The sequence below is a fragment of the Pseudomonas sp. JZ134 genome, from assembly GCF_051027695.1.
GTDB classification, from domain to species: Bacteria; Pseudomonadota; Gammaproteobacteria; order Pseudomonadales; family Pseudomonadaceae; genus Chryseomonas; species Chryseomonas luteola.
The window spans coordinates 4038693-4058717 of sequence record NZ_CP069250.1; the positions used below are offsets into that span (position 1 = coordinate 4038693).

Sequence of the window (20025 nt, forward strand, 5' to 3'; positions counted from 1 at the left end):
TAATATCCGGCAAAATTGTCTTTTCCCCTTAAACGATTTCGATCAGCAGCGCCTCTTACCAGGGCGTTGACAGTATTTTTTTACCGTCTCTGATCGCCTTTGAAGGACACCTGTGTGGACACCCTTAAAAGCAAGATCCAGGCTGAAGGCCAAGTTCTTTCCGACCAAGTACTGAAAGTCGATGCTTTTCTAAACCATCAGATCGATCCGAGCCTGATGGGTGAAATTGGCGACGAGTTTGCCCGCCGGTTCGCCGGTGCAGGCGTGACCAAGATCGTTACGATCGAGGCCTCCGGCATCGCGCCCGCCATCATGACTGGTCTGAAGATGGGTGTGCCGGTGATTTTCGCTCGCAAGCATCAGTCCCTGACGCTTACCGACAACCTGCTGACCTCCACGGTCTACTCGTTCACCAAGCGTGTCGAGAGCACCATCGCGATCTCCATGACGCATCTGTCCAGCAACGACCACGTCCTGATCATTGATGACTTCCTGGCCAACGGTAAGGCGGCCCAGGCACTGATCTCCATTATCCAGCAGGCTGGCGCCAGCATCGCCGGACTGGGCATCGTGATCGAGAAGTCCTTCCAGGTCGGCCGTCAGGAGCTTGAGAAACAAGGGTACCGTGTCGAGTCCTTGGCTCGGGTGAAATCGCTGGAAGGCGGACAGGTCACGTTCGTCGAGTAATCCTGGCCTCGATAGCGACGCGCGAAGCCGTTAGCACGAAAACAGCCGTCTTTTGCCATAAACGGTTGCGATCCTTCACGATTGATCGACAGTCGGTTCCCGGAAACAAGGAACCTCGCTGAATGCCTGACCTTCTACTGATGTGAATGCCCGACACAGCCAGCGGTTGTGCTCGGTTTCTTTTCCTCACAGAAAGGAGGACACATGAACGTCAGGCTTAAACCGCTCAACGAGCAAGTGATCGTTATTACCGGTGCCTCCAGTGGTATCGGTCTTGCGACGGCCCGAATGGCTGCGCAGCAGGGTGCCCGTCTGGTTCTGACGGCACGCAATGAAGAAGCGCTGCAGGAGATCGAGCGCAGCCTTGGAGGCGGCGATACGGTAGTGACGGTTGTTGCCGATGTTGGCCAGCGTGACGAGCTGCAGAAGGTGGCCGACAAGGCACTGGAGCGCTTTGGTGGCTTCGATACGTGGATCAACAACGCGGCGACCTCCGTCTGGGGCACGGTTGAGGAGGTCAGCGACGAGGACTGCCGCCAACTGTTCGAGACCAATTTCTGGGGTACCGTATATGGCTCAAAAATCGCGGCAGCCCACCTGCGTGAGCGTGGCGGTTCGATCATTAACATCGGTAGCCTCGAGTCCGCCGCACCGCTTCCCTACCACTCCATGTACAGCGCCAGCAAACACGCTATCAAGGCGATGACGGATGTATTGCGGGTCGAACTGCGCAAGGAGAAGGCACCTGTATCGGTGACGCTGGTCCGTCCAGCCTCCATCGACACGCTGTTCAACGACCACGCCAAGAACTACCTGTCCAGTGCGCCTGTGCTTCCCCCACCCATCTATACCCCGGAAACCGTCGCCAGAGCCATCCTGAAGGCAGCCGTCCACCCGCAACGCGATGTGTTTGTCGGTAGCCCCGCCAAGACCATGACCAAGATCGCTCAAAACTTCCCGCAGCTGTATGACCTCATCAGCGAGAAGCTCTTGGCTAATGTCATTCCCAGCGGACGCCCCGACAATAACCGTGAGGGCGAGATGTATTCGGCCGATTACACCCCAGGCAATTACGGTCAGGCCAGCGGCCGCAATCCCGGTCCCAAGATGCAGCACAGCCTGTACACCCAGGCCTCCCAGCATCCGATTGCCAGCACAGCCCTGGCTGTCCTGGGCGGTCTCGTCATTGGTGCGCTGGTAAAAGGACGCCGACACTGACGCTGCCTACCCTGCCTGCCGCTTAACACCGCGCAGGCAGGGCTTGCACCGCGCGATAAAAGCGACGGATCGCCGTATGTGATCGATCAATCGGCGAGCAAACGCTCGTCAGGCCCGGTATGATCCGCGCCCCGCTTCTCCTGCTGATTGATCCATGAAAAAACCGCAACTGGTCGCCGCGGCCGAACTCGACCGTCTTGATACCTGGGCCAAATACTACAAAGGGCTGTGCCGTGATTGCATGGCTACCTGCTGCACGCTTCCCGTAGAGGTCCGCATCAAGGACCTGATCCGGATTGGTGTAGTGGATGAGTTCGAAGCGGGCGAGCCGCCCAAGAACGTCGCCAAGCGCCTCATGAAGGAAGGCATTGTCGAACGCTTCAACCAGAAAAGCGGCATCTTTACCCTGACCCGCCTGGCTAATAACGACTGCCTCTATCTGGATCGCAAGAGCCGCCTGTGCACCATCTACGACAAGCGCCCCGATACGTGCCGCAACCACCCGCAGATTGGGCCGCGTCCGGGCTATTGCGCCTACAAGCCCAAGGGCTAAGGCTTCAGCACACCATTTTTCGATATCAGAAAGCAAAAAACCCAGCGGTTAGGCTGGGTTTTTTGTGTGCCGTGATTCCGCCGAAGCGGTCACGAAAGACAGGATCAATTACTTGATCTTGGCTTCCTTGTACATCACGTGCTTACGCACAACCGGATCGAACTTTTTGATTTCGATCTTTTCGGGCTTGGTGCGCTTGTTCTTGTCGGTGGTGTAGAAGTGACCGGTACCGGCACTGGACACCAAACGGATCAATTCACGCATGATGAAGCTCCTTAGAATTTTTCGCCGCGAGTGCGCAGCTCGGACAGTACGGTATCAATACCGCGCTTGTCGATGATACGCATGCCCTTGGCAGAAACGCGCAGACGCACGAAACGCTTCTCGGACTCAACCCAGAAACGATGGTAGTGCAGATTCGGCAGGAAACGACGACGGGTTTTGTTGTTAGCGTGGGAAACATTGTTCCCAGTAACCGGACCCTTACCGGTCACTTGACAGACTCTAGACATGCCTCAGCCCTCATAAACCACATGCCAAACCCGGCATGGGTTGGCCGCTTGAATCGTTTGAAAATTCCGTTTAGTCGGGGCGGTGTCGGCTTTTCTGCAACACTCACAGAGCCATGCCCCGAAAAAAGAGCGCTGTTTTATACCAGAAGAGCCTTGATACATCAAGGACATAACCTATTGGGCCGACCAGGTGAGACCCGCATGGATACTGCGTTGCAGAAGGACTTCCCAAAACAATTTGACCATTCGTCGTGAAATTGAATTGAGATGAACGGTGCAGTGGTCTAGCGTAGACCCTTGGCACCATGAGCTCCATGGACGGCCACCTACCTATTCAAAAGGAGCACCCCATGCGCTTTGCCGCTTTGCCACTGCTGTTCGCGCCGCTGCTGGCCCAGGCCGCCACATTGAGCGTCTGTACCGAAGCAAGCCCCGACGGCTTTGATGTGGTGCAGTATAACTCGCTGACCACGACGAATGCTTCAGCAGATGTGTTGATGAACCGACTGGTGGAGTTCGATCCGACGCGTGGAGAGCTGGTCCCGAGCCTTGCCGAGCGGTGGCAGGTCTCCCAGGACGGTCTAACCTATGATTTCACGCTGCGCCCGGATGTGAAATTTCACCAGACCGACTACTTCAAGCCCAGTCGGGACCTCAATGCGGACGATGTGGTGTTCAGCTTCGAGCGTATGCTCGTCTCCAAGCATCCCTGGCATGGGGTCGCCAAGGGTGGCTATCCCCACGCGCAATCCATGCAGTGGCCTGACCTGATCAAGTCAGTGGAAAAGGTTGGCGACCATCAGGTGCGTATCGTCCTGAACCGTCCGGATGCCACATTCCTGCCCACGCTGAGCATGGGGTTCGCCTCGATCTATTCCGCCGAGTACGCCGATCAGCTGCTCAAGGCAGGCAAGCCCGAACAGCTCAACAGCGAGCCCATCGGCACCGGCCCGTTTGTGTTTCACCGCTTTCAGAAAGATGCAGCCATCCGTTATGAGGCCAATGCCAATTATTTTGGCGGCAAGCCCAAGGTCGATAACCTGATCTATGCCATCACTCCCGATGCCGCTGTGCGCATGCAGCGTCTCAAGCGTGGCGAGTGCCAGGTTGCACTTTCCCCCAAACCACAGGATGTCACCGATGCTCAGAAGGATTCGACCCTGAAGGTTGTCCAGACGCCAGCATTTATGACCGCGTTCGTAGGGATCAATACCCAGCATGCTCCCCTTGATAATCCCAAGGTCCGGCAGGCCATCAACCTGGCGTTCGACAAGAAAAACTATGTGAAGGCTGTATTTGAAAACAGCGCCACTCCGGCTGACGGTATCTACCCACCCACTACCTGGGGCTATGCCAAGGACATCACGCCGTATGCCTACGATCCGGAAAAAGCCAAGGCGCTGCTGGCCGACGCAGGGCAGAAAGAGGGTTTCAGTACCACCATCTGGACACGCCCCAGCGGCAGTCTGTTGAACCCCAATCCCAGCCTGGGCGCGCAGATGCTGCAGGCGGATCTGGCCAAGATCGGCGTCAAAGCAGACATCCGCGTGATTGAGTGGGGTGAGCTGATCCGCCGCGCCAAGAATGGCGAGCACGACCTCCTGTTCATGGGTTGGGCAGGCGATAACGGCGATCCGGATAACTACCTGACACCGCAGTTCTCCTGTGCTTCGGTCAAATCCGGCCTTAACTTCGCCCGTTATTGCGATCAGACGCTCGACACGGCCATACGCGAGGGCAAGGCGGTGTCCAATCAGGCGGAACGCACCAAGCGTTATCATACGGCTCAGCAGATCATTCACGATCAGGCCTTGTGGCTACCGCTGGCTCATCCCACCGTCTCGGTTCTGACCCGCCAGGGTGTAGAGGGTTATCAGGCCAACCCCTTCGGTCGCCAGGACTTCTCCAAGGTCAGCGTCAATCGATGAGGCGAGGGCGGCAGGCTTGCGCAATGGCCTGTCGCCCGACTGCTCTTACAGCCAACCATATTCAGCCATGGACAACGGCACGCCTTCGCCCACGATGAAGTGATCGAGCACCCGCACATCGATCAGCGAAAGCGCTTCCTTGAGCCGCTGGGTGAGGATGCGATCCGACTGGCTGGGCTCTGCGATGCCGGAAGGGTGGTTATGGGTGAGGATCAGGGCTGCCGCGTTATGGGCCAGGGCGCGCTTAACGACTTGTCGTGGGTAGACGCTAGCGCCATCGATGGTGCCGTGAAACAGCGCTTCGAACGCCAGAACACGGTGTTTGGCGTCCAGGAACAGGCAGCCGAAGATCTCATGGGGCTCATGACGCAGGCGGGCCTTCAGGTAGTCCTTGACGGCTTGCGGACTTTCTAGCGCGGAATCACGCCGCAGACGCTCTGCCAAGTGGCGGCGGCCCATTTCCAGGACGGCCTGCAGCTGGGTGAACTTGGCCGGTCCCAGTCCCAGATGCGCGCTGAACGAGGGCAGATCAGCCTCCAGAAGCGCCCGCAGGCTGCCGAATTCCTGCAACAGGTGGCGCGCCAGGTCTACCGCGCTCTTTCCGGTCACACCGGTACGCAGAAAAATAGCCAGCAGCTCGGCATCGGTCAGGGCAACTGCGCCCTGTTCCAGCAACTTCTCACGGGGCCGCTCGTTGGCAGGCCAGTCACGAATACTCATCGAACGCTCCTTGTCGATATCGGCCCGCTACTCCATGGCGGGCGCTGTGCTATCTTAGCCGCACTTTTTGCCTGGCGAACGGCTTATCGACCGCCGTTCGTGCAGACGCGATATCCGTCATAAAAAGCTCCTGTAACCGGCCTCCGGGCCAGTCAGGCTCAACATAAGGCAGGCTCATGCAACGGCTTTATCGTAAACGCATCGTGCTTGGCGTCGGCGGCGGAATCGCCGCATACAAGAGTGCCGAGCTGGTGCGTCGCTTGCGCACCTGTGGCGCGGAAGTCCGGGTCGTCATGACTCAGGGCGGCCGTGAATTCATCACTCCCCTGACCCTTCAGGCCCTATCGGGCCACCCGGTGCACCTTGACCTGCTCGATCCGGCAGCCGAAGCGGCAATGGGACATATCGAGCTGGCCCGCTGGGCGGACCTTGTCCTGATCGCGCCGGCTACAGCCGATCTGATGGCCCGCCTGAGCCAGGGCATCGCCAATGACCTGTTGACCACAGTCGTGCTGGCAACCGATGCGCCTGTGGCGCTGGCCCCGGCCATGAACCAGGCCATGTGGCGTGACCCGGCGACCCTGGCCAACACCGAACTGCTGAAGAGCCGTGGCTTCAAGCTCTTCGGCCCCGCCTCGGGCAGCCAGGCCTGCGGAGATGTGGGCATGGGTCGCATGCTCGAACCGGATGATCTGGCGCAACTTGCCGCTGACTGTTTCGCCCGGCAGAGCCTGACGGGTCAGCACATGCTGATCACTGCAGGCCCCACGCAGGAAAACATCGACCCGGTGCGCTACATCACCAATCACAGCTCTGGGAAAATGGGCTTTGCCCTGGCCGAGGCAGCCGTGGAAGCAGGGGCTCGCGTCACCCTGGTGACGGGCCCCGTCCACCTGCCGACGCCCGATCGCGTCAGCCGCGTGGATGTCATCAGTGCCCGCGACATGCTGGCCGCCTGTGAGGCGGCCATGCCATGTGATGTGTTGATCGCCGCAGCCGCCGTGGCTGACTTCCGCCCAGAAGTCGTCGCGCCACACAAGCTCAAGAAAGATCCCGCCAGCGGCGAGGGCATGCTGCTTCAGATGGTGCGCAACCCAGATATCCTGGCCACCCTGGCGCGCCGCCCGGATCGGCCGTTCAGCGTAGGTTTTGCCGCCGAGACGGAGCACCTGCTCGATTACGCCTCGCGCAAGCTGGTGGACAAGAATCTCGACCTCATCGTCGCCAACGACGTAGCCAACCCGGCCATTGGCTTCAACAGCGAAGACAATGCCGTCAGCGTCATTGACCGCGACCTGCACGAAACCCGCTTCGCCCAGACCAGCAAGGGCAAGATCGCCCGCCAGCTGATCGACTTTATCGCCAACCGACTCAGACAAACACAGACTCATGCATAGCCTTCAAGCCAAGATTCTCGATCCCCGCCTCGGTACTGATTTTCCGTTGCCAGCCTACGCAACGTCCGGCTCTGCCGGGCTCGACTTACGTGCCATGCTCAAGGAAGACATAACCCTGGAGCCGGGCCAGACGGTTCTGATTCCAACCGGCCTGTCCATCTACATTGCCGATCCGGGTCTGGCGGCGCTTGTTCTGCCGCGCTCGGGCCTGGGCCATAAGCACGGCATCGTGCTGGGCAATCTGGTTGGTCTGATCGACTCGGACTATCAGGGCGAACTGATGGTCTCATGCTGGAACCGTGGTCAAACCACTTTCACCATTACTGTGGGTGAACGCATCGCCCAGCTCATGCTGGTACCGGTCGTTCAGGCGCATTTCAAACTGGTGGACGAGTTCGAGCAAACCGAGCGAGGCGCAGGTGGTTTCGGACACTCCGGTACCCGCTGACCGTCGAGCCTGCCTCCCAGGGACAGAAACGAGGTGCTGCATTGAAAAACACCAAGCGCAAGGCCACGCCCAAAGGCCCCGCTCAAGAAAAGAACAAGAACGTCTCTCTGCTACCCGGTCTTCTACCTGCCCTGGCGGGCTCCCTCCTGGGACTGGGCCTGCTTTGGGGTCTCGCCATCGAGCCGCTGCAGCGGGACTCCCAGACACAATTGACCCAGGCCTGGGGACAAGGGCAGGCCGCCGCTGTGAGCCAGGCGCTGAGCCAGCTGGAAAATCGCGCCCGCATGACTGCTGCCGAGCCCATGGTGGTCCAGGCACTGACCCAGTCCAACGAGGACTTGCGCTCATCAGCTGAGCAGATTCTTCAGCACGGCGGCCTGATCGATGCCCATCTGGTTCGTCAGAACACCAGCCAGCCCAACGAGACAAGGCCGGGGCCCTTGAACTTCGCCGCTCTGGATCTGGCACGTCGTGTCAGCTCAGGGCAGCCTGCCGGATCAGAAGCCTACCGGGTCGGCCAGAAATGGCTGGTTTATACCGCAGCCCCCGTTACTGCAAGCGACAGCCGGGTCGTTGGCACCGTCCTGCTGGTACAGGACCTGCGCGTCCTGCTAAGCGGCCTGAAAGGCATGCCCATCGAGGCGGGCCACTGGCAGCTGACCCAGCGCTTCAACCAGGCTGCGCCTCAACGGTTGGCAGAGGGCGGCATACCGGTCACTGCCGATACGCATACCTTCAAGACCAATAACCCTCTCTGGACGCTGGAAGTAATACCGGCCACCTCGTTCAGTGCTGGCTGGCCGTTATGGACGTTGCCAGCGGCGCTCATCCTGTCGCTGGCTGGGGCCGGGGCCGGGCTTTTGCTGCTGCGCAGGCACCTGCAACGGCGTCTCGTTGACGATGTGTGCAGTCTCTCCCGTTTTCATCAGGAACTTGTTAGCGGTCTTGTGGCCCAACGGCCTGTTTTGCGGTTCTCACAACTCGAACCCCTGACACAGGCACTGGTCGGGCCACCGCCGAAATCCACCGAAGCAGCCGCTTCGGTCACGGCGCCTGTAGAGGCAACCGTAACGGCATTGGCCAAGCAAGGCAGCGCGTCGTATACAGACCCGATGTTTCCAAGCAGTGACGACATACTTGATATCGATATCCTCGACGAAGACCAGGATCTCCTGGGATTGGAGAAACCCCTAATGAGCAACACCGTTCAAGCCCCGAAACTCAATACCAGCATTTTCCGCGCCTACGACATCCGTGGCGTAGTGGGCGACTCCCTGACGCCGGAAACCGCGTACTGGATCGGTCGCGCCATCGGCTCCGAAAGTCTGGCCCGTAACGAGCCCAACGTGGCCGTAGGCCGTGATGGCCGCTTGTCCGGCCCGGAACTGGTCGAGCAGCTGATCAAGGGGATCGCTGATACCGGCGCAACCGTCAGCGACATCGGCATGGTGCCAACACCCGTTCTGTACTACGCAGCCAACGTTCTGGCTGGCAAGTCCGGTGTGATGCTCACAGGTAGCCACAATCCGCCAGATTACAACGGTTTCAAGATCGTGATCGCCGGCGAGACCCTGGCCAACGAAAGCATTCAGCGCCTACGCGAGCGCATCGAGACCGGCGACGTTGCAACCGGTCAGGGTACCGTTGAAAAGATCAACGTACTGGATCGCTATTTCGACCAGATCAAGAACGACATCGTCCTGGCCAAGAAGCTGAAAGTCGTGGTCGACTGCGGCAACGGTGTGGCCGGTGTGGTTGCACCCCAGCTGATCGAAGCCCTGGGCTGCACGGTTATTCCGCTGTTCTGCGACGTTGACGGCAACTTCCCGAACCACCATCCGGATCCGGGCAAGCCCGAGAACCTGGAAGACCTGATCGCCAAGGTCAAGGAAACCGGCGCCGACCTCGGCCTGGCCTTTGACGGCGACGGCGACCGCGTAGGCGTCGTGACCAACGAAGGCAACATCATTTATCCAGACCAGCTGCTAATGCTGTTCGCCAAGGATGTGGTATCCCGCAACCCGGGCGCCGATATCATCTTTGACGTCAAGTGCACCCGCCGCCTGAACAACCTCATCGCCGGCTACGGCGGTCGTCCGATCATGTGGAAGACCGGTCACTCCCTCATCAAGAAGAAGATGAAGGAAACCGGTGCTCTGCTGGCGGGCGAGATGAGCGGTCATGTGTTCTTCAAAGAGCGCTGGTATGGCTTTGACGATGGCATCTACAGCGCCGTGCGTCTGCTCGAGATCCTGAGCCAGGAGAAGGGCACCGCCCAGCAAGTATTTGATACCTTCCCGGTGGATATTTCCACACCCGAGATCAATATCCAGGTGACCGAAGAAGGCAAGTTCGGCATCATCGATGCCCTGCAGCGCGATGCCAAATGGGGTGATGCACAGATCACCACATTGGACGGCGTGCGTGTCGACTATCAAGAAGGCTGGGGTCTGGTCCGTGCGTCCAACACCACGCCGGTACTGGTGCTGCGCTTCGAGGCTGAAACCCAAGAAGAGCTGGACCGTATCAAGGATGTCTTCCGCAAGCAGCTGCTTGCCGTTCAGCCTGACCTGAACCTGCCGTTCTAACATTCGAACCGCAGAATAAAGGGCGCCCAGGCGCCCTTTATTTTTATCGACCTGAGGAGTACGCCATGACCCTGAGCCGCGATGATGCCTCGCATGTCGCCCAAGTGCTTTCCGAAGCGCTGCCCTATATTCGCCGTTTCGTCGGCAAGACGCTGGTAATCAAGTACGGCGGCAACGCCATGGAAAGCGATGAGCTCAAGGCCGGCTTCGCCCGTGACATCGTGTTGATGAAGGCCGTGGGGATCAACCCGGTCGTGGTTCATGGTGGCGGCCCCCAGATCGGTGATCTGCTCAAGCGCCTGAGCATCGAAAGTAATTTCATCGACGGCATGCGCGTCACCGACAGTCAGACCATGGACGTCGTGGAAATGGTACTGGGCGGTCAGGTGAACAAGGACATCGTCAACCTGATCAACCGTCATGGCGGTCGTGCCATTGGCCTGACCGGCAAGGACGCCAACCTGATTCGAGCGACCAAGCTCACTGTCAGCCGTCAGACACCGGAGATGACCAAGCCGGAAATCATCGATATCGGTCAGGTCGGAGAGGTCAGCGGTGTAAACACCGAACTTCTGAATATGCTGGTATCGGGTGATTTCATTCCCGTCATTGCACCCATCGGCGTGGGCGCAAACGGGGAGTCCTACAACATCAACGCGGACCTGGTGGCAGGGAAGGTAGCCGAAGCCCTCAAGGCTGAAAAGTTGATGCTTCTCACAAATATCGCCGGTTTGATGGACAAAGAAGGGCAGGTTCTGACCGGATTGACCACTGAGCAGGTAAACGGCCTGATTGCCGACGGCACCATTTACGGGGGCATGCTGCCCAAGATTCGCTGTGCCTTGGAAGCGGTACAGGGCGGAGTACAAAGCGCCCACATTATTGATGGCCGCGTCCCTAATGCTGTACTGCTGGAGATCTTCACCGATATCGGTGTGGGCACATTGATTACCAATCAGCAGCTGTAAGCATAAAAACGGGGCTCAGGCCCCGTTTTCAGTGGAATCGCTTACTCACCCAGAAGCTGTACGATCCGGGCGCGATCCGCATTGAAGTTGGCCTCTGCCGTCTGGCGATCCTTGATATACCGGTCCAGCTCGCTCTGCAGGCGATGCTCTTCCCCCTTGAGCGCCTCGATCCGCTGAAGCAGATCGTCCGGCACAGCCTGACCACCACGCTGATAACTGGCCGCCTGGCTCATGAGCGTGTCGCGCTGCTGGTTGAGCGCCTGAAGATTCCCGCGCTTGACGGCCGCCAAGCCGTCCAGCTCGTTCAGTTTACGCACCTTGGCACGGTCGACATCCGCCACACTGCTGTACAGCCTGAGCAGATTTGCGTCCGCCTGGGCCTGCTGCTTGGCTGCCGCCCGTCGGAGAATTTCTTCAGCAGGCGGGGCAGGGGGCACGACCTTCATGACGCGCCCCTGCTCGTTAAGAATATCGTATCCCTTGCCTGCATATTCGGCCGGCACGCCCTGCCGATCGATCACGGTCACACCGTTGCGATCCACATAGCGATACAGCTGGATGGGGGTGGACTCAGCAGCCAGAACACTACTTGTCAGTAAAATCAGGGCGCTCCCAAGCACCGCCTTTTTTCTTCTCGCCACCGCCATCTCGCCTCATGCGTCAGTTCAGATACCGTAATTCGCGCGGTAGGCTTCAACAGCCGGCAGATGCTGCTTCAGCTCAGTGTCACCGGCCAGATACTCCAGTACCTGATCCAGGGCCACGATACTGACGACTGGCATTCCAAAGTCCCGCTCGACCTCTTGAATGGCCGACAGCTCGCCTTTACCACGCTCCTGGCGATTCAATGCAATCAATACGCCAGCAGGCGTGGCACCTTGTGCCTGGATGATCTGCATGACCTCGCGGATTGCAGTACCGGCCGTGATGACATCGTCGATAATCAGGACGCGACCCGCCAGCGGAGCCCCCACCAACATGCCGCCTTCACCGTGATCCTTGGCCTCTTTTCGGTTGAAGCACCAAGGCAGGTCACGACCATGTTCTTCGGCCAGCGCAACGGCTGTAGCGGCAGCCAGCGGAATCCCTTTATAGGCCGGACCGAACAATACGTCGAAATTAAGGCCTGAGTCTGTGACCGCAGCGGCGTAGAAACGTCCTAGCTGAGCCAAGGCGTTTCCGCTGTTGAACAAACCGGCATTGAAGAAATACGGACTAACACGTCCGGACTTCAATGTGAATTCACCGAAGCGCAGAACTCCGCGCTCGATAGCAAAACGAATGAAATTGCGTTGATACGCCTGCATTACGAAAATCCCGGGCGGCATGAATTTAGCTAAAGCGTTTGAGCTCGGGTATCATACATCCACGATTTTTTGGGGGCCATTTATGCGGATCATTAGTATGAACGTGAATGGTATTCAGGCTGCCGTTGAGCGAGGGTTGCTCAATTGGCTTCAAGGCCAGAATGCCGACGTGATCTGCTTGCAGGACACCCGCGCCTCCGCCTTCGATCTGGAAGATCCTGCCTACCAACTGGATGGCTACTTCCTCTATGCCTGCGACGCCGAGGTACCCAGCCAGGGCGGTGTTGCGCTGTATAGCAAGCTCCAGCCCAAAGCGGTCATCAGCGGCCTGGGTTTTGAGACTGCAGATCGTTACGGACGCTACCTGCAAGCTGATTTTGACAAGGTGAGTATTGCCACACTGCTTTTGCCTTCTGGCATGGGCGGTGATGATGAACTGAACCACAAGTTCAAGTTCATGGACGACTTCACCAATTACCTGAACAAGCAGCGCCGCAAGCGCCGCGAGTACATCTATTGCGGCTCGCTCTACGTCGCACATCAGAAGATCGATGTGAAGAACTGGCGCGAATGCCAGCAGATGCCGGGCTTCCTGGCACCTGAGCGGGCCTGGATGGACGAAGTGATCGGCAATATGGGCTATGTGGATGCCCTGCGCGAGATCAGCCGTGATGGCGACCAGTTCAGCTGGTGGCCGGACAGTGAGCAGGCCGAGCACCTGAACCTTGGCTGGCGCTTCGACTATCAGATCCTGACACCGGGTCTGCGCCGTTTCGTGCGTTCGGCACGTCTGCCTCGGCAGCCGCGCTTCTCACAGCATGCTCCGCTGATGATCGATTACGATTGGGCGCTCAGCATCTGAGAGTTGTTGGTAATAAATAAAAAACCGGCCCAGGGCCGGTTTTTTATTGTCTGACGCTCAGTCCACCGGTCGCCAGCAGAAGGGATACCGATAAGGGCGGCCCTTGTTGGCCTTGAGGCCCGCGATAACGGTCAGCACAAAGGCCCACACGCCTACGAGAACCATCAGGGGAAACCCGATCAGTACCCAGGCGAGCAGCCAGCAGAGCAGGGTGGCCACCGTGATGGTGAGCTGGAAGTTGAGTGCTTCCTTGCCCTGATCATCAATGAAGGGATCAGCCTCCCGCTTGAACTGCCAGACGACGAGCGGTCCGATGACATTGCCGATCATGGGCGCCACGAACCACAGAAACGCTGAATAATGGCAGAGCATGGCCCAACGGCGTGCATCCGCACTGGGGACTTGCTGTAGTTCGTTCATACGCCCTCGTCAGGTCATTCGGCCAAGGCGGCCTTTTGTATCTCGAACAGATCCTTGATGCCTTTCTGAGCCAGCGCCAGCATGGCGTTGAACTCTTCAGGCTGGAAGGGTGCACCTTCCGCCGTGCCCTGGACTTCGATGAAGCCGCCAGCATCGGTCATGATCACATTCAGATCGGTCTCGGCAGTGGAATCTTCAAGATAGTCCAGATCCAGTACCGGTGCGCCCTGATAGATACCCACAGAGACGGCTGCAACCATCTGCTTGAGCGGGTTGCCCTTGAGCCCGCTACGCTTCTTGAGCGCCGCCAGCGCATCGACCAGCGCCACACAGGCTCCGGTCACAGAGGCCGTACGGGTACCGCCATCGGCCTGGATCACGTCGCAGTCGATGTACAGGGTGTTCTCGCCCAGCTTGGTCAGATCTACCGCCGCACGCAGCGAGCGACCAATCAGGCGCTGGATTTCCAGGGTACGGCCACCCTGCTTGCCACGGGAGGCTTCACGCTGGGTACGTTCGCCGGTCGCACGTGGCAGCATGCCGTATTCGGCCGTCAGCCAACCTTGACCCTTGCCCTTCAGGAAGCGTGGCACTCCGGCCTCGACGCTGACCGTGCAGATCACTTTGGTGTCACCGAACTCCACCAGAACCGAACCTTCGGCATGCTTGGTGTAGTGACGGGTGATGCGGATCTCGCGTAACTGGTCGGCAGCGCGACCACTCGGACGATTCATGTAGGGATACCTGTTGCAGGAGAAAACTGGTCGTCATTATAGGCCCCATAGAGGATCATGCGACATCACTACGTTGGGCCCACCGTCAGGCTGGGGTAGACTTACCTCTTTTTTGCGGACCGCTCTGCAGCGAAAACGCTTCCGTGATCGTTGCCGGGTATTCCCGCACTGCTTAAGCGAGGACATTCCATGGTGCATAGCATGACGGCCTTCGCCCGCGTTGAACGCGCGGGTGTGTACGGTACGCTGAGCTGGGAGTTGCGCTCGGTCAATCATCGCTATCTGGAGCCGCACCTGCGTTTGCCTGAAGCGTTTCGCGACCTTGAAAGCAGTGTCCGCGAGGCACTGCGCCAGGGTCTGTCACGTGGCAAGGTGGAATGCACCCTGCGTTTCAGCGAAGAGAATGCCGCACCCAGCCTACAGATTGATGAACAGCGCGCCGGCCAGCTGATTGCAGCAGCCGAACGCCTGGCGTCGATGATCCAACAGCCCGCCCTGATCGATCCGATGACCGTCCTGAGCTGGCCGGGTGTACTGATCTCCCAGAGCGCCGACCCACAGGCCCTGAATGCCGAGGCAAAAGCCCTGTTTGCAGCCGCACTGGATGAACTCAAGGCCGGCCGCAACCGTGAGGGAGCGGAGCTGGCCCGCCTGATCGAGGAGCGCCTGCAGGCCATTCTGGTAGAAGTGGCCGCGCTTCGTGAGCTGATTCCCGAGATGCTCGCCGCCCAGCGCCAGAAGATTCTCGACCGCTTTGCCGAGCTAAGCCTTGAGGCCGATCCACAGCGGCTCGAACAGGAGCTGGTCATGCTGGCCCAGAAAAGCGACGTGGCAGAAGAGCTGGACCGTCTGACGACGCACGTAGGCGAGGTGAGCCGTGTGCTCAAGGCTGGAGGCGCCGCCGGCCGTCGCCTGGACTTCCTCATGCAGGAACTCAACCGCGAAGCCAACACCCTAGGCTCAAAAGCCTTTGACCCGCGCTCCACCCAGGCGGCGGTCAATCTCAAAGTATTGATAGAACAAATGCGCGAACAAGTGCAGAACATCGAATAGGCCATTCACTATGACAGCCCTCCCTGGCACCCTTTACATCGTTTCGGCGCCTTCGGGTGCAGGCAAGACCAGCCTGGTCAAGGCCCTGCTCGATGCCCTGCCTGAAGTCCGTGTATCCGTCTCCCACACCACGCGCACCATGCGCCCGGGCGAGGTCGACGGGGTCAACTATCACTTCGTGGATGTCTCGACCTTCCAGGGCCTGCTGGAGCATGGCGATTTCCTGGAGCATGCCGAAGTGTTCGGCAACTACTACGGTACGTCCCAGCGCCAGCTGGAGCAGACCCTCGCCGAAGGTCACGACCTGATCCTCGAGATCGATTGGCAGGGTGCCCAACAGGTACGTCGCAAGATGCCTCATGCTCAGTCCATCTTTATCCTGCCGCCCAGCCAGGAAGCCCTGCGCCAGCGACTGAACAACCGCGGGCAGGATAGCCATGAGGTGATCGAGCGACGCATGCACGAAGCGGTCAGCGAGATGAGCCACTATGTCGAATATGACTACCTGATCATCAATGATGACTTCGCCTCGGCACTGGAAGATCTGAAGTCCGTCTTCCGAGCCAGGCAACTGCGTCTGGACCGCCAGCAACGCCGACACAACGAATTGCTCGAAAAGCTCCTGATCCAGCGGTCATGAGCCAAACGGCACTTCCCTTAGCACTGCCGATTTTTTAGACTACACAGTCCTCCCGCTTCGGGATCACATTACCACCGAGGAACACCATGGCCCGCGTCACCGTTGAAGACTGCCTGGATAACGTCGATAACCGTTTCGAACTGGTCATGCTCGCCACCAAGCGCTCGCGTCAGCTCGCAACCGGCGGCAAAGAGCCCAAAGTACCGTGGGATAATGACAAGCCGACCGTAGTGGCCCTGCGTGAAATCGCTGAAGGCCTGGTCGATGACGAAGTGGTTCGTCAGGAAGATATCGTTGAAGAAGAGCCGCTGTTCGCTGCTTTCGAAGAAAACAACGAGGCCGATAGCGAGGCGCTGTAAGATGCCGGACCGACGAGCCGTCACGTGGGCCGGCAGGAGATAAGCCATCCATGCCAGCCATAGACACGTTCTCCGAACGGCTCGCGTCCTATTTGAGCCCTGATCAGGTCAACCTGGTCCGCCGCGCCTATTACTACGCCGAGCAAGCTCACGATGGGCAGCGCCGCCGCAGCGGCGAGCCCTACGTGACCCACCCGCTTGCGGTCGCCAATATCCTGGCCGATATGCACATGGACCATCAGAGCCTGATGGCCGCCATGCTGCACGACGTCATCGAGGATACCGGCATTGCCAAAGAGGCGCTCATGGCGCAGTTCGGCGAAACTGTGGCCGAGCTGGTGGACGGGGTCAGCAAACTGACCCAGATGCAATTCGAGACCAAGGCCGAGGCTCAGGCGGAAAACTTCCAGAAAATGGCCATGGCCATGGCGCGTGACATTCGCGTCATTCTGGTCAAGCTGGCCGACCGGCTGCATAACATGCGCACCCTTGATGCCATGCCGCCGGACAAGAGCCGCCGCATCGCCAAGGAAACCCTGGAAATTTATGCACCGATCGCCAACCGACTGGGCATGCATAACATGTATGCCGAATTCGAGGATCTGGGTTTTCGGGCCATGCATCCCATGCGCGCCGAGCGTATCCGGCGTGCAGTCAAGGCCGCCCGGGGCAATCGCCGCGAGATCGTCAGCAAGATCCAGGAGTCACTGACCAGCTGTCTGCAGCGTGAAGGGCTGCCGGGCGAGGTGATCGGTCGCGAAAAGCACCTTTACAGCATCTACCAGAAGATGCGGGGCAAGCGTAAGTCGTTCAATGAAATCATGGACGTCTATGCCTTCCGCCTCATCGTCGACAAGGTCGACACCTGCTACCGCGTCCTGGGTGCGGTGCACAGCCTGTACAAGCCGATTCCGGGCCGCTTCAAGGATTACATCGCCATTCCCAAGGCCAACGGTTACCAATCCCTGCATACGACCCTGTTCGGCATGCATGGCGTACCGATTGAAATCCAGATTCGCACCCGCGAAATGGAAGACATGGCTAACAACGGCATTGCAGCGCACTGGCTCTACAAGTCAGGTGAAGAGGAGCCAAAGGGCTCCCACGCCCGTGCTCGCCAGTGGGTAAAGGGCATCCTTGAACTCCAGCAGCGCGCCGGCAACTCCCTTGAATTCATCGAGAACGTGAAGATTGACCTGTTCCCGGACGAGGTCTATGTCTTCACGCCAAAAGGTCGGATCATGGAGCTGCCCAAGGGCTCCACGCCGGTCGACTTTGCCTATGCGGTACATACCGATGTGGGCAACAGCTGCATTGCCTGCCGCATCAACCGCCGTCTGGCACCGCTGTCACAGCCGCTCAATAGTGGCGAGACGGTAGAGATCATTACTGCACCTGGCACACGGCCTAATCCGGCCTGGCTGAATTTTGTCGTGACCGGCAAAGCGCGGACGAATATCCGCCATGCACTCAAGCAGCAGCGCCGATCCGAATCGATCAGCCTGGGCGAGCGTCTGCTCAACAAGGCGCTGGCCAACTTCAATACCCAGCTCTCCAGGATTTCCCTGCCGCGTATCCTACCGGTTCTGGCGGAATACAAGGTAGTGGTACTCGAAGACCTGCTGGAAGAGATCGGCCTGGGCAACCAGATGGCCTACGTGGTCGCCCGTCGCCTGGTATCGGCCGATGCCGAAAGCCAGGAAGACAAGGCGCAGACCGAAGGCCCGCTCGCGATTCGGGGTACCGAAGGGCTAGTCCTCAGCTATGCCAAGTGCTGTACGCCGATTCCAGGCGACCCGATCGTTGGGCATCTGTCGGCGGGCAAGGGCATGGTCGTCCATCTGGACACCTGCAAGAACATCGCCGAGATTCGCCAGAATCCCGAGAAATGCATCCCGCTCACCTGGGCAAAGGATGTGGTTGGCGAATTCAATGTGGAGCTACGCGTTCAACTGGAGCATCAGCGCGGCCTGATCGCCATGCTGGCGACCAGCGTAACGGCAGTGGATGCCAACGTTGAAAAGATCAGCATGAACGAGCGCGACGGCCGCATCAGCGTGGTTCAGCTGGTGGTCAGCGTGCATGACCGTGTACACCTGGCTCGGGTCATTCGAAAACTGCGTACGCTTTCCGGCGTCGCCAGCATCACACGCGTTCGCAGTTAACGAGCCTTTCCACCTGTCCCTGATGCCTGCTAGCCTGTCGGTTCTATCGACAGGCTTTTTGTCATCTGGATAAAGGAGCGACTCCATGAGCAAGACCGTGATCCATACCGAGAATGCACCGGCCGCCATCGGCACCTACTCCCAGGCGATCAAGGTCGGGAATACGGTTTACCTGTCCGGGCAGATCCCGCTGGATCCCAAGACCATGGAGCTGGTAGAAGGCTTCGAGGCGCAGACCGTACAGGTATTCGAGAACCTGAAAGCCGTTGCGGAAGCCGCGGGCGGTTCGCTGGCCGATATCGCCAAGCTGAACATCTTCCTGACTGACCTCAGCCACTTTGCCAAAGTGAACGAGATCATGGGTCGTTACTTCCAGCAGCCCTATCCGGCGCGTGCCGCCATTGGCGTAGCAGCGCTGCCCAAGGGTGCCCAGGTTGAAATGGACGGTATCCTGGTTCTGGAATAAGCACGACAGGGCGCAGCCCTACGGCTGCGCCTGCTTGTCCTAGACATTCAGGATAGCGGAATAGCCTTCGCGAAAGCTGGGGTATTGCGGCGTCCATCCTAATTCACGGGCGCGCGTATTGCGGCAGCGCTTGCTACCGGCCCGGCGTACGGCAGATTCCTCCGCCCAATGGGTAACGCCCAGTTGCTCACGCAACCACATGACGACATCGTGGAGCGGAGCGGGCTCATCATCCACCCCCAGGTAAACAGACTCCAGCGCAACGCCCTGTTGATCTGCACTCAACAGATGAGCGAGCAGCGCGGCAGCATCGTCAACGTGAATACGATTGCCATACAGCGGTGGCTCACTGGCGGCGCGATACCCCTGGCGAACCTGATTGAGCAGCCATTCGCGACCAGGGCCGTAAATACCGCTCAAGCGTACAGCTGTAGCAGGCAGGCCGCTTGCCTGTGCCACCTGCTCGGCCTCCAGCAGGATCTTTCCGGAATAACCTTCGGGCTCGGTCGCTGAGGTCTCGTCCACCCACTCGCCGTTTTTCTGCCCGTATACGCCAGAGCTGGAAATAAAGACCAGCCGACGCGGCGTTTGCTGGTGCTGTTCAAGCCACGCCAGCACATGCTGAAGGCCCTCGATGTAGGCAGTGCGGTAACCGACCTCATCGTGCTGCGTCGCCGCAGCGGCGTATACGACATAATCCAGCGGCTCGGTTGGCCATTGCGCTGGCGCCTCCGCGGCGGTCAGGTCGCCTGCGACCGGTAGAATAGCCTTGGGCAGTTGCTCCACCGAGCGGCGCAGCCCATGCACCGTCCAGCCAGCTGCCTGCAGGCGTATACCCAGGCGGCTGCCAACGTCGCCACAGCCGGCAATCAGAACACGAGGGGAGACGGACATAGGAATACCTGCATCAATAGCGATCGAATGGAGTAGCTTGCCGAGTCACGTTTTAAGCCTCAAGCCTTGCAACACAGCTTGGTTCAAAAAAGAGCAGCCGTTATGC

General features: G+C 59.0%; 22 protein-coding genes. 14 read left to right on the forward strand and 8 right to left on the reverse strand.

Going from position 1 to position 20025, the window contains the following annotated elements; translation table 11 throughout:
• The first annotated feature begins 114 nt into the window (after nt 1–114).
• From xpt to JQR86_RS18845, 3 genes are all read left to right on the forward strand, one after another.
• Nucleotides 115–687 carry a xanthine phosphoribosyltransferase gene (xpt, locus tag JQR86_RS18835; RefSeq protein ID WP_312271245.1) on the forward strand — a complete coding sequence of 191 codons (573 nt, stop codon included), beginning with the start codon at nt 115–117 and terminating at the stop codon, nt 685–687.
• A 204-nt stretch (nt 688–891) separates the two neighbouring features.
• Nucleotides 892–1905, forward strand: a complete 1014-nt coding sequence (locus tag JQR86_RS18840) for an SDR family oxidoreductase (protein ID WP_074821168.1) — start codon at nt 892–894, stop codon at nt 1903–1905.
• Between the two features lie 154 nt (nt 1906–2059).
• On the forward strand, nt 2060–2458 hold the full coding sequence (locus JQR86_RS18845; protein WP_010796460.1) for a YkgJ family cysteine cluster protein: 399 nt from the start codon (nt 2060–2062) through the stop codon (nt 2456–2458).
• Between the two features lie 108 nt (nt 2459–2566).
• Here JQR86_RS18845 and rpmG read toward each other — a convergent pair whose 3' ends face one another.
• Both rpmG and rpmB read right to left on the reverse strand, forming a co-directional pair.
• Entirely contained in the window at nt 2567–2722 is a 156-nt protein-coding gene (gene rpmG, locus JQR86_RS18850; RefSeq protein ID WP_010796459.1) for a 50S ribosomal protein L33, read from the reverse strand.
• An 11-nt stretch (nt 2723–2733) separates the two neighbouring features.
• Nucleotides 2734–2970, reverse strand: coding sequence for a 50S ribosomal protein L28 (gene rpmB, locus JQR86_RS18855; protein ID WP_010796458.1), 237 nt, complete (start codon nt 2968–2970; stop codon nt 2734–2736).
• Between the two features lie 350 nt (nt 2971–3320).
• Between rpmB and JQR86_RS18860 the strand changes: the two genes are divergently transcribed.
• Nucleotides 3321–4898 (forward strand): ABC transporter substrate-binding protein, encoded by a 1578-nt coding sequence (locus JQR86_RS18860; RefSeq protein ID WP_434154060.1) that lies wholly within the window; start codon nt 3321–3323, stop codon nt 4896–4898.
• 45 nt (nt 4899–4943) lie between these two features.
• Here the strand turns inward: JQR86_RS18860 and radC are convergent, their stop codons facing one another.
• Nucleotides 4944–5618 carry a RadC family protein gene (radC, locus tag JQR86_RS18865; protein ID WP_434154061.1) on the reverse strand — a complete coding sequence of 225 codons (675 nt, stop codon included), beginning with the start codon at nt 5616–5618 and terminating at the stop codon, nt 4944–4946.
• 176 nt (nt 5619–5794) lie between these two features.
• Here radC and coaBC point away from each other — a divergent pair, with 176 nt between their 5' ends.
• The 4 genes from coaBC (at nt 5795) to argB (ending at nt 11019) form a co-directional block, all read left to right on the forward strand.
• Nucleotides 5795–7015: a bifunctional phosphopantothenoylcysteine decarboxylase/phosphopantothenate--cysteine ligase CoaBC gene (gene coaBC / locus JQR86_RS18870; protein ID WP_197872414.1), complete on the forward strand. Its 1221-nt coding sequence runs from the start codon at nt 5795–5797 to the stop codon at nt 7013–7015.
• Entirely contained in the window at nt 7008–7463 is a 456-nt protein-coding gene (gene dut / locus JQR86_RS18875; RefSeq protein WP_434154062.1) for a dUTP diphosphatase, read from the forward strand. The genes coaBC and dut overlap by 8 nt, the downstream gene beginning before the upstream one ends.
• Before the next feature lie 1193 nt (nt 7464–8656).
• Nucleotides 8657–10051: a phosphomannomutase/phosphoglucomutase gene (algC, locus tag JQR86_RS18880; RefSeq protein WP_196122108.1), complete on the forward strand. Its 1395-nt coding sequence runs from the start codon at nt 8657–8659 to the stop codon at nt 10049–10051.
• A 65-nt stretch (nt 10052–10116) separates the two neighbouring features.
• The gene (gene argB, locus JQR86_RS18885; RefSeq protein ID WP_010796452.1) at nt 10117–11019 is read left to right on the forward strand and encodes an acetylglutamate kinase; all 903 of its coding nucleotides are present in this window, start codon (nt 10117–10119) and stop codon (nt 11017–11019) included.
• 41 nt (nt 11020–11060) lie between these two features.
• Here argB and JQR86_RS18890 read toward each other — a convergent pair whose 3' ends face one another.
• The gene (locus JQR86_RS18890; protein ID WP_376738965.1) at nt 11061–11660 is read right to left on the reverse strand and encodes a DUF4124 domain-containing protein; all 600 of its coding nucleotides are present in this window, start codon (nt 11658–11660) and stop codon (nt 11061–11063) included.
• A 24-nt stretch (nt 11661–11684) separates the two neighbouring features.
• A complete protein-coding gene (pyrE, locus tag JQR86_RS18895) occupies nt 11685–12326 on the reverse strand; it encodes an orotate phosphoribosyltransferase (RefSeq protein ID WP_122041140.1) in 642 nt (213 codons plus the stop codon).
• A gap of 82 nt (nt 12327–12408) precedes the next feature.
• Between pyrE and JQR86_RS18900 the strand changes: the two genes are divergently transcribed.
• Nucleotides 12409–13188, forward strand: coding sequence for an exodeoxyribonuclease III (locus JQR86_RS18900; protein WP_037029885.1), 780 nt, complete (start codon nt 12409–12411; stop codon nt 13186–13188).
• A gap of 57 nt (nt 13189–13245) precedes the next feature.
• On the opposite strand, the gene JQR86_RS18905 is transcribed toward JQR86_RS18900, so the two are convergent.
• Nucleotides 13246–13608 carry a DUF4870 domain-containing protein gene (locus tag JQR86_RS18905; protein ID WP_010796448.1) on the reverse strand — a complete coding sequence of 121 codons (363 nt, stop codon included), beginning with the start codon at nt 13606–13608 and terminating at the stop codon, nt 13246–13248.
• 14 nt (nt 13609–13622) lie between these two features.
• The gene (gene rph, locus JQR86_RS18910; RefSeq protein WP_010796447.1) at nt 13623–14342 is read right to left on the reverse strand and encodes a ribonuclease PH; all 720 of its coding nucleotides are present in this window, start codon (nt 14340–14342) and stop codon (nt 13623–13625) included.
• 189 nt (nt 14343–14531) lie between these two features.
• On the opposite strand from rph, the gene JQR86_RS18915 reads away from it, so the two are divergent.
• The 5 genes from JQR86_RS18915 (at nt 14532) to JQR86_RS18935 (ending at nt 19025) form a co-directional block, all read left to right on the forward strand.
• Nucleotides 14532–15395: a YicC/YloC family endoribonuclease gene (locus JQR86_RS18915; protein ID WP_150348324.1), complete on the forward strand. Its 864-nt coding sequence runs from the start codon at nt 14532–14534 to the stop codon at nt 15393–15395.
• Nucleotides 15396–15405: 10 nt separating this feature from the next.
• Nucleotides 15406–16035 (forward strand): guanylate kinase, encoded by a 630-nt coding sequence (gene gmk / locus JQR86_RS18920; RefSeq protein ID WP_150348325.1) that lies wholly within the window; start codon nt 15406–15408, stop codon nt 16033–16035.
• 86 nt (nt 16036–16121) lie between these two features.
• Complete coding sequence (rpoZ, locus tag JQR86_RS18925; RefSeq protein ID WP_010796444.1) at nt 16122–16394, forward strand: DNA-directed RNA polymerase subunit omega; 273 nt, start codon at nt 16122–16124, stop codon at nt 16392–16394.
• Nucleotides 16395–16444: 50 nt separating this feature from the next.
• Nucleotides 16445–18559: a bifunctional GTP diphosphokinase/guanosine-3',5'-bis pyrophosphate 3'-pyrophosphohydrolase gene (gene spoT / locus JQR86_RS18930; protein ID WP_434154063.1), complete on the forward strand. Its 2115-nt coding sequence runs from the start codon at nt 16445–16447 to the stop codon at nt 18557–18559.
• Between the two features lie 85 nt (nt 18560–18644).
• The gene (locus JQR86_RS18935) at nt 18645–19025 is read left to right on the forward strand and encodes a RidA family protein (protein WP_010796442.1); all 381 of its coding nucleotides are present in this window, start codon (nt 18645–18647) and stop codon (nt 19023–19025) included.
• A gap of 39 nt (nt 19026–19064) precedes the next feature.
• Here the strand turns inward: JQR86_RS18935 and JQR86_RS18940 are convergent, their stop codons facing one another.
• Nucleotides 19065–19919, reverse strand: a complete 855-nt coding sequence (locus tag JQR86_RS18940; protein ID WP_434154064.1) for an NAD-dependent epimerase/dehydratase family protein — start codon at nt 19917–19919, stop codon at nt 19065–19067.
• Between the last annotated feature and the right edge of the window lie 106 nt (nt 19920–20025).